Origin of the sequence: uncultured Nostoc sp. (genome assembly GCF_964245575.1) — a bacterium.
Taxonomy (GTDB): Bacteria; Cyanobacteriota; Cyanobacteriia; order Cyanobacteriales; family Nostocaceae; genus Nostoc.
The window spans coordinates 7,900-16,297 of sequence record NZ_CAXTNP010000187.1 but is presented as its reverse complement, the minus strand read 5'-3'; the positions used below and the strand labels follow the sequence as shown (position 1 = coordinate 16,297).

Sequence of the window (8,398 nt, the reverse complement as noted above, 5' to 3'; positions counted from 1 at the left end):
TGAAGTACCTCAAAACGACTTTGAAGTACCTCAAAACGACTTTGAAGTACCTCAACACGACTTTGGAGTACCTCAACACGACTTTGGAGTACCTTAACACGACTTTCAAGTACCTCAACATGACTTCGAGGTATCTGTTGCTTATATATAGCAGTCCTAAATCTTTTTCTTTCTTCTCTTTGCGTCCAATTCTTAGAGACGCTACGCCATCGCCTGATATCAAATTACGTCTTGAAAGATAAACGAGAAATTGTCCATAAGAATAACAAGAAGATTAAGTAAATTACGCCAACCAGTCCAAACTCAATCAGAGGAATATAGGTTATTTCGTAAATTCTGCCCAAGCCGCGTTCTGTCAGTCCATAAACGGCCATTACACTCACTAAAAAGGTTCCGTAGATAGTACGTTTAGTCAAGATACTCACAGGTAAACCGTGGAGTTGAGTAAGTATTAAAATGCCAAGAAAACCAAAGAGAAATGTTGGCCACTTGCTTTGTCCTAACATCAAAGATACAACTAAACTATGTAAAACCACCGTAATTTCCAAAGTGAATGTCCACCAACGGTTTACATGGGTGCGGTTAAATATCAACGACGATTGCAGCAGAAGCAAGAACATATAGAGAAAACCAATTAAGTGCCCCGCAGTCGCTTCCATTGGATGATACCAAAAAGTGTAGATAGCAGCGAAGGAGAAAAAGTAGCCGTGGTACAGCTTGATAATTTGCAAAAACTGTTGATGGAATGGAACAGAATTGCCAAAAAACAAACCGCGTCGAGGCGTTTCTAAAATTAGTACGAACACCAGTAGGAGGACAACTGCACCTTGAGAAGCCCAAATTGAGGTATCTTGAGCTAAAGCATCGTACCAAATATAGGTCTGGAGAAAGTGTAAAGCGATGAATGCACCATTAATAGCAAGCATGAAGTAATTTATCGGATGCAAGGCTGATTTGTATTTCAACTGCGATCGCTGCGCCCACAAGATACACCCCCAGATGCTAAACTGATGCCCAATGTACATACCCCAAGCCGTCGCTCGACTCCAAAAGGTTGGTTGGGGAAGCTTCCAGTAATACCAGTTTAATCCTTGGTCAGGAAGTTTGGTGATGCTTGCAGGAATGCTCCCACCTACCCAAATTGCGTAAGTGAGGAGGATGCTTACAATGATGCCTAAAAACAATACTCGACGACCTGTCATATTAATTTTAGATTTTAGATTTTAGATTTTAGATTTAGGATTAAAAATCTTTAATACAAGGCTATTTAAAAAAATTATTAAGCTTTGAAATCAGGATTGTCAGGCTACACGTTCTATCTTTGATTCAGATGCGCTTGTAGTCACTCGCAAACTAAGAGTCAAAGCTACCAGTATTACTAAAAATCCACTCAAAAAAGGAGCATAACTCCCAAATTTCATAAAACTAACCCCTGCCCACATTGGGCCAACGATGCGTGCCAACGCAGAGCAAGAACTAGCAATACCTAATATTTGTCCTTGTTCTTCTGGGGCTGTCATTTGGGAAATCAGGCTGTTTAATATTGGTTGACTGACACTAATTCCCCATGCTACAAGCGTGGTGGCAACCAACAATAAAATTAAGCTTTGTGAGAATCCAATTAGCAGTAATCCTAAACCTAATCCTAATATCCCCAAAATCAGTAACTTTATTTCACCGAAGTATTTCTTGAGGAATCTGATCAGTCCTCCTTGAATGATTGTGCTGACAATCCCCATGAAAGCAAAAAGATAACTAGTTTGTTGAGGGGCCCAGTTTAATTGCTGCTTAGACCATAAAGCCAATGTGGAGTCAATAGCTGCAACAGCAAAGGTCACCAAAAAGTAAATGCCAAGAAGCAAGCAAAACTGTGGACGTTCTGACAGTTGTAGCAAGTTCAGCCGTCGCTGACGGTAGCGATGAGCTTGGATTTTGGCTCTAGTCTCAGAATTTAGAGATTCTGGAAGTAACATCAAAGCACAAAGCAATGCCAATAAAGATAATCCGCTTGCAAACAACGATGGTAGATGAAAGTTAGCGTTGTTCGGATCAGACCCGATCAGAAGACCTCCAATAGCTGGGCCGAGAATAAAGCCAAGACCAAAAGCTGCTCCGATTATGCCCATGCCACGAGCTCGATTAGCTGGCGTGGTAATATCTGCTATGTAGGCTTGAGCAGTAGCAATATTGCCTGCCATAATCCCGGCAAGACTACGAGCAATAAACAAAATCCATAATGAGTTGGCAAAACCTAACCCTGCGTATGCAATTACAGAACCTAATAAAGTAAGTAATAAAATCGGACGACGACCGTAGCGATCGCTAAACTTGCCCCATAATGGTGCAAATAAGAACTGCATTAAAGAATAAATCGCTACAAGTAGTGTCGCTTCATTAGGTTTTGCGCCAAATTGTTCAGCATACAAAGGCAGTATCGGCAGGATAATTCCGAAGCCGAGCAAGTCTATAAATACAGTCAAAAATAAGACGAATATAGCCCTGCTATTATTTTTATTCTCCATAGTGCAATTCACTTTTATAAAAATATCTGGAATATCGATTACCTGTGAGGTTGCATAGAACAAAAAGCTTAAACCTCAAGTCTGACCAAGCCTGATTTTATGCAGTTTTTTAGATAATAGGTATAACTTTGATTAATTTTATGGACATTAAGGAACGCTTGATAATAAAGACCCATTCAACGCAACCAGTAATCATCTCAAGCAAAATGATTGAATTTGAGTGTGGTTGAGCAAAATAGCATGGAACAAACCCACTATAAAAATAAAGCCAATAATACTACTAATAAAAGCAACTATGACCTCGTGCTTGCGTATAGCTTTTTGTATCTTACCGTCTATGATGTCTTCTAATTCTTTGTATGACATTGATTTTAATCTTGCTAAAGATAAAAATTATGTGGAGCTTAGGTTTGACAGAATTTTGAGTATGTCGTAAACCTGAACTTATTCAATGACGAATTATTTTGACGTTTCCACAGCGTCAAAATAATTCGCCATTGATAATAAACTCGCCTGCGGCGAGAAATAAGCTACGTAATTGTTAACTACAATCACTCTTAGGCGATTTCCGGAAAATAAATTATCTGATATACCGATTAAATTAGTTTGTATTCCCTCTTGACAATATGGTTCAGATAAGCACTCTTCACCTAAGAGTGCGATCTGGGAAAAGGGGTGCATGTTTGAATTTATCCTTTATCCTTAACCGAACTGTATTGTTCCTACTGGGAAAAGGGCTGTTTTAATTGACCTGGCAATTTATTATTCAGAAATGTCTTGAGCTAAGGACTATATCTACAGCTATCTGAGTACCCGCGCCATAAACAGGCTAGGCTAAAACTAATGGTTAAAGCTTCTCTGTTCCCCTGAGTCCAAGGATCGGGAGAAGCAGGAGGAAGAGGTTGAAAACCTGCTGGGTTTATACCTCCGAAGAGAATAAAATCTCCTTGGGCGAAGTTAGTCCGAATGCCAGGTGGAGGTAACGTTTGAAAGATAAACGGTGGAGTAATCTGAGGATTCTTAGTTGGGGTCATATTTACATCTAATTAAACCACCTTCTTGCAGTACTAGTGCGTCTCCTACGCAAACAGCGATCGCATCTGGGACTTATTTGCATAATTTTGGATATATAGGATTCATATTTGATTGCGTGAAATACACGTAGGGTGCGTTATGCCTCTGGCTAACGCACCATCAGATAGTTTGGTGCCGTACTCTTGGCGATAACACACCCTACATATACTTAAATTTTTTCATAAATCAAATCGGATTCCTATATTACCGCAAATGCGCTGATACTTTATTTTCGCATCTTCATAAAATCCGCAAAAACACCGTTACGTTATTTAAACTTGTGATCAAAACTTAGAGCATCCAGTTTATTAGGGCGTGTTTATGACCAACCCTGTAAAGACGGTTATCCAAGTCAATCTGGAGATGGCTCTAGAAATAGCTCAAGAATTGGAGCAAGTTCTATACACTCAACTCGGTATTTATTGTTTGGAGATTTTGCGGGAGATAGGATGTGCTGATACTGAACTCCCACTAAACTTACAAACTCGCGATCAGCAGCTAGACTTTATCACAGGCTTTGCGTCTTATGCTTTTGGGGAAGTACAAAATGTATAAAGCATTAATTGAAGATATATTTTCCGATCCAGAAGAGGGAGAAGAAACTACTTTTCCTGCCACAGATAAAGATTTGTTAATTTTAACAGAAAAATTTTTAGAGTTTGAAATCCCTTCAAAGGTTTTCTTACAAGCTATAGCCATTGCTGATTACGATGGTGCAGCTGCTTTTCGCTACGTTGATAATTATTTGACTACTCTCAAAAATAAAAATAAACGTAAGCAGAAGAAATTACTTGTGTTAGGTGCTTCAACTAAATACGACAATAATTAATGTGTTTATTTACAAGCTAACCCTGAACCAATCCGATTTAGATAAGATAATTTTCACGGCAGATATAGAGACATTGTATTGCAACGTCTCTACACACATCTGTCCCACACCGACAAGAAAGAACAATTAGAATCTATCTAGAAGTTAGGGGTAGGATCTCTATATAGCTCAAGCATTTTTATGTGTGTGCTAATTACGTTAGTGTAGCCCATTACGAATTAGTATTAATCTCTTTTAAGACACACTTGTTCATAGCTTTTACCAGTAATATCCCAAGTAAATTCTGTTTCTACCAGTTGTCTGCCGTTGTAAGACAATTTTGAACGCAGATGTAAATGCTCAAATAGTTGATTAATAGCGGTGACGTACTCTGCCGGTTTATTTGCTCGTAATGCCCGTAATGGATGACCAGCACCATCTACGGCTAATCCTTCTAAGCCGCGATCGCTAGCCACTATAGGTACACCAGCTGCCATTGCCTCTAAAGTTTTATTTTTAATCCCAAACCCAGTCCGCATCGGTACAACGCAGATGGTGGCTTGATGTAAATATTCTGCCATCAAAGGTACACGCCCAAGCACATTAATTCCTGGTTTTTTATCAAGTGCTAAAACTTCTGACACTGGATGAGAACCGACAATATCGAAAGTTGTATCAGGATACAATTTTTGAATTTCTGGCAAAACTTCGTTGCTGAAAAAGCAGACAGCATCAATATTTGCCAAATTATCCATTGCACCGATGAAAATTAAACGGTGTCCACCGGGATCGGTAGTTCGGTTAGGGAAAGAAACTAAATCAACGCCATTAGGAATAACAGTAATTTCACTATTGGGGTTAAACTCTTGTAGTTGAATTTTATCTTCTTCTGTTGTGGCGACAATTGCTGCAAATTTAGCACAGTAGCTTTGCTCATAACGACGTAAAAGGGGTAAATTAATTTTGTCTCTGAATGAATTTTCTGAAATGCCTGTTGCTAATTGGTTCCGACAGGTAGCATAAACAGAACTATGAACATTAACTATGGTTTTTAGCTGTTTCTGGAAATGTGGCTGCACATAAATTTCATTGACGCTATGTTCGCAAGTAATTACATCACATTTCCCCGCTTCCACCCAGTTATCAACCCATGTTTGCATCTCAACTGAGTAGCGATTAAGTACGCTTGGCGGTGTCCCCTGTTGTAAAAATCTCCCAAATCGCTGTATTTTCTGCAATATTCCGGTGGTTTGAGAATCTGGCGGACGTTCAAAAATGGCTAGATGATCCACACAATCGCGTAATCCTGCTACTTCTGCGTCTGTAACATCGCCCTCACGTTGAGTCACGAGGGTAACAGTATGGCGTTGACTTAGGTATTTAAGTAAATTAAATGTCCTGACTTGGGTTCCTCCGCGTGTTGGTGGGTAGGGAAAGGTGGAAGATAGCATTAAAATGTTCATACAAGTAATGAATCAAATGTGATATATACACCATGCCCTCATTGGAGGCTGTATGTCACGTCTAAAAACACCAGGAGGAAACGCGCGTTTCCTCCTGGTGTTTGGTAGATGACTACAATAGTTCGGTGTGGTTACGATTTTTGGGTGGACTTGCTAATCTCACTGCTAAATGGGCGCTGCTTCTATTTTAAGGATGTCTAAATGGTATTAGAAAGCTGCGACAGCTGCCTCAGCTACAGCTTGATCCTGTTCACCGCTACCACCACTTACTCCGATCGCACCAACTATCTGCTCATCGCGTTGAAGTGGTATACCGCCGGCAAAGATCATGATTCTTCCTCCATTTGAGGCGTGAATACCATAAAATTGTTTTCCTGGTTGAGCATCCTCACCAAGGGATTTGGTAGAGAGATCAAACGCACGCGCAGTAAATGCTTTGTTAATTGAGATATCGATACTTCCGATCCACGCACCATCCATACGAATATGAGCAACAAGATTCCCGCCAGCATCAACAACCGCAAGATTCATTGGTTGTCCGATTGCACGAGCCTTCGCTTCTCCAGCCGCTAGTATTCGTCGTGCGTCATCCAAGGATACAGAATGTTTGTCAGAAGTCATGGTAATTCTTTCAATCGTAGAAATGTGTGCGTTGAGGGCGTGTCATCAATAAAGGATATCACGAGCATAAATTCTCGGTGTACCCCTTTAAGACCAAGAAGACTTCAAGCGCTCCTTAGGAACGTGGATTAAATAAAATGCAAAACTTCATCCTCTATTTTGCTTCCCTCTCCAATATATCGGAGAGGGATTGAGGGTGAGGTAAGTCAGGGACATAAATTGTATGTTATTTAATTCTTATTCCTTAGACGGGATCTTAGCTGATGATCAATTCCATTCAACTGATAATCACTACAGATCAAAGCATAATCAAACCCAGTCGCACACCCACAGCAACAGCCTCGGTGCGGCTGGAGACACTGAGCTTTTGAAAAATGGATGAGAGATGAAATTTGACGGTATGCTCCGAAATGTGCAAGCCTTTAGCGATCGCTTTATTCCCCAACCCTGAACCAAGCATTCCTAAAACCTCTATCTCACGTGGTGTCAAGGTTTGTACGGGATTTGCCACCACTTTTTCGCGGATAGATAATAATTCTACAGCATCCGGGTGCAGCACCACCAAACCAAAAGCGATCGCCTCCACAGCCGCGACTATTTCTGACTCTGTGCTAGTACTGGGCAATATCCCCCGGATACCAGAACGTAATCCCGTCTCTAAATCAATGCTGTCAAGTTCCTCAACAATGACGATCATTCCTAATGGATATTGCTGTTCTTGAATAACCAGCAATTTTTCCCACACTGATTGTTGAAGATTGTTACTCAAATCTACCAGCACCACATCTGGTTGTAATTGCCCAACTTCACTCGTCAATACATCCAAATCGGATGCACTCCCCACAACCGTCAGCCGAGGATTGGTAGTCACCACAGCTGATAACCCTGCGCGTACAACAGGGGAAGTGGCAACTACCATCACTCGGATCATGTCGCCTCCACAGCAGTTTTACCAGACTGTACGTCAACATAAATCACGAATTGCTTCCCACTGCGTAGGAGTTGTAGCGGTACAGATCCTTTACTGTCATGGAGATATTTAGTTAAATCATTCATGCTAGTAAATAATCGCCCGGAAACTCCAATTAAAACATCGCCGATTTGTACACCAGCAGTTTCCGCCGCACTCTTAGGTAGAATTGACAACACCAATAAACCCAAGCTACGCCTACCTAAAAGCACAGGTTGCAGTGTAACTCCCAGTTGCGGACGACTATTACCTTGTAAAAAACGCTCTACAGTATTGCTGGGAACTGCAACAGCCAAACCATTAACAATCATGGTGTTAATTCCCACGACAAGGCCTTGACAGTCGGCAAGTGGCCCCCCAGAATTTCCAGGATACAGCTGCAAATCAGCCATTACAGCCTGCGGATTCTTTCCATAGATAATTCCAGTTGTCACAGCACCACTGTCAGCAAAGGGATTACCCACCGCCAAAACTAATTCACCCACTCGTAGCGCCTCAGAATTGCCGATAGTTGCAGCAGTTAAATCAGTGGCGACAATTTTCAGGGCTGCTAAATCCTGCTGTGGATCGAATTGTGTACGCACCGCATCAAATACCCTTCCGTCTGCCAATTCCACAGTTGCACGGTTGCTGGTTGCAACATGAGCATTAGTGATAATTAGTCCGTCAGATTGCCAAATTACACCAGAACCGACTCCCAGAGAGCCGCTTTTGATTTTAACAGTGCGATCGCGCAGCCTAGCAGCTACCTCTGTTAATTCAGCAGCGATGTTAGTTAATGTTGTGTTTGCCATGTTATACAATTTTTCCCCATGTCAAAGTAGAATCTGTTGGCTGACAATAGTTTTTAGTCGGGTTGGGATAATTGAGAATGCTGCAAGATATCAGTCAACCCAACTTTGGAAAGCAAATTCTGAGAGTTCCGAGTTCAGAGGCTCAA

At 41.2% G+C, this 8,398-nt stretch carries 9 protein-coding genes; 2 read left to right on the top strand and 7 right to left on the bottom strand.

The window, feature by feature from the left end:
* Positions 1–224 precede the first annotated feature (224 nt).
* The 3 genes from ACFFAP_RS25430 to ACFFAP_RS25420 form a co-directional block, all read right to left on the bottom strand.
* A complete protein-coding gene (locus ACFFAP_RS25430; RefSeq protein WP_375513822.1) occupies positions 225–1,202 on the bottom strand; it encodes a hypothetical protein in 978 nt (325 codons plus the stop codon).
* A 99-nt stretch (positions 1,203–1,301) separates the two neighbouring features.
* Entirely contained in the window at positions 1,302–2,522 is a 1,221-nt protein-coding gene (locus ACFFAP_RS25425) for an MFS transporter (RefSeq protein ID WP_375513821.1), read from the bottom strand.
* A gap of 782 nt (positions 2,523–3,304) precedes the next feature.
* Complete coding sequence (locus ACFFAP_RS25420; RefSeq protein WP_375513820.1) at positions 3,305–3,556, bottom strand: hypothetical protein; 252 nt, start codon at positions 3,554–3,556, stop codon at positions 3,305–3,307.
* A gap of 361 nt (positions 3,557–3,917) precedes the next feature.
* Here ACFFAP_RS25420 and ACFFAP_RS25415 point away from each other — a divergent pair, with 361 nt between their 5' ends.
* Positions 3,918–4,151: a hypothetical protein gene (locus ACFFAP_RS25415; RefSeq protein WP_375513819.1), complete on the top strand. Its 234-nt coding sequence runs from the start codon at positions 3,918–3,920 to the stop codon at positions 4,149–4,151.
* Entirely contained in the window at positions 4,144–4,425 is a 282-nt protein-coding gene (locus tag ACFFAP_RS25410) for a hypothetical protein (RefSeq protein ID WP_375513818.1), read from the top strand. Before ACFFAP_RS25415 ends, ACFFAP_RS25410 begins: the two co-directional genes overlap by 8 nt.
* A gap of 224 nt (positions 4,426–4,649) precedes the next feature.
* Here ACFFAP_RS25410 and ACFFAP_RS25405 read toward each other — a convergent pair whose 3' ends face one another.
* The 4 genes from ACFFAP_RS25405 to ACFFAP_RS25390 all read right to left on the bottom strand — a co-directional run bounded on the left by ACFFAP_RS25405 (position 4,650) and on the right by ACFFAP_RS25390 (position 8,252).
* Positions 4,650–5,867 (bottom strand): glycosyltransferase family 4 protein, encoded by a 1,218-nt coding sequence (locus tag ACFFAP_RS25405; RefSeq protein ID WP_375513817.1) that lies wholly within the window; start codon positions 5,865–5,867, stop codon positions 4,650–4,652.
* A 207-nt stretch (positions 5,868–6,074) separates the two neighbouring features.
* A complete protein-coding gene (locus tag ACFFAP_RS25400) occupies positions 6,075–6,488 on the bottom strand; it encodes a heme-binding protein (RefSeq protein WP_334745051.1) in 414 nt (137 codons plus the stop codon).
* A gap of 298 nt (positions 6,489–6,786) precedes the next feature.
* Complete coding sequence (locus ACFFAP_RS25395; RefSeq protein ID WP_375513816.1) at positions 6,787–7,419, bottom strand: response regulator transcription factor; 633 nt, start codon at positions 7,417–7,419, stop codon at positions 6,787–6,789.
* Positions 7,416–8,252, bottom strand: coding sequence for a S1C family serine protease (locus ACFFAP_RS25390; RefSeq protein WP_375513815.1), 837 nt, complete (start codon positions 8,250–8,252; stop codon positions 7,416–7,418). The genes ACFFAP_RS25395 and ACFFAP_RS25390 overlap by 4 nt, the downstream gene beginning before the upstream one ends.
* Positions 8,253–8,398 lie beyond the last annotated feature (146 nt).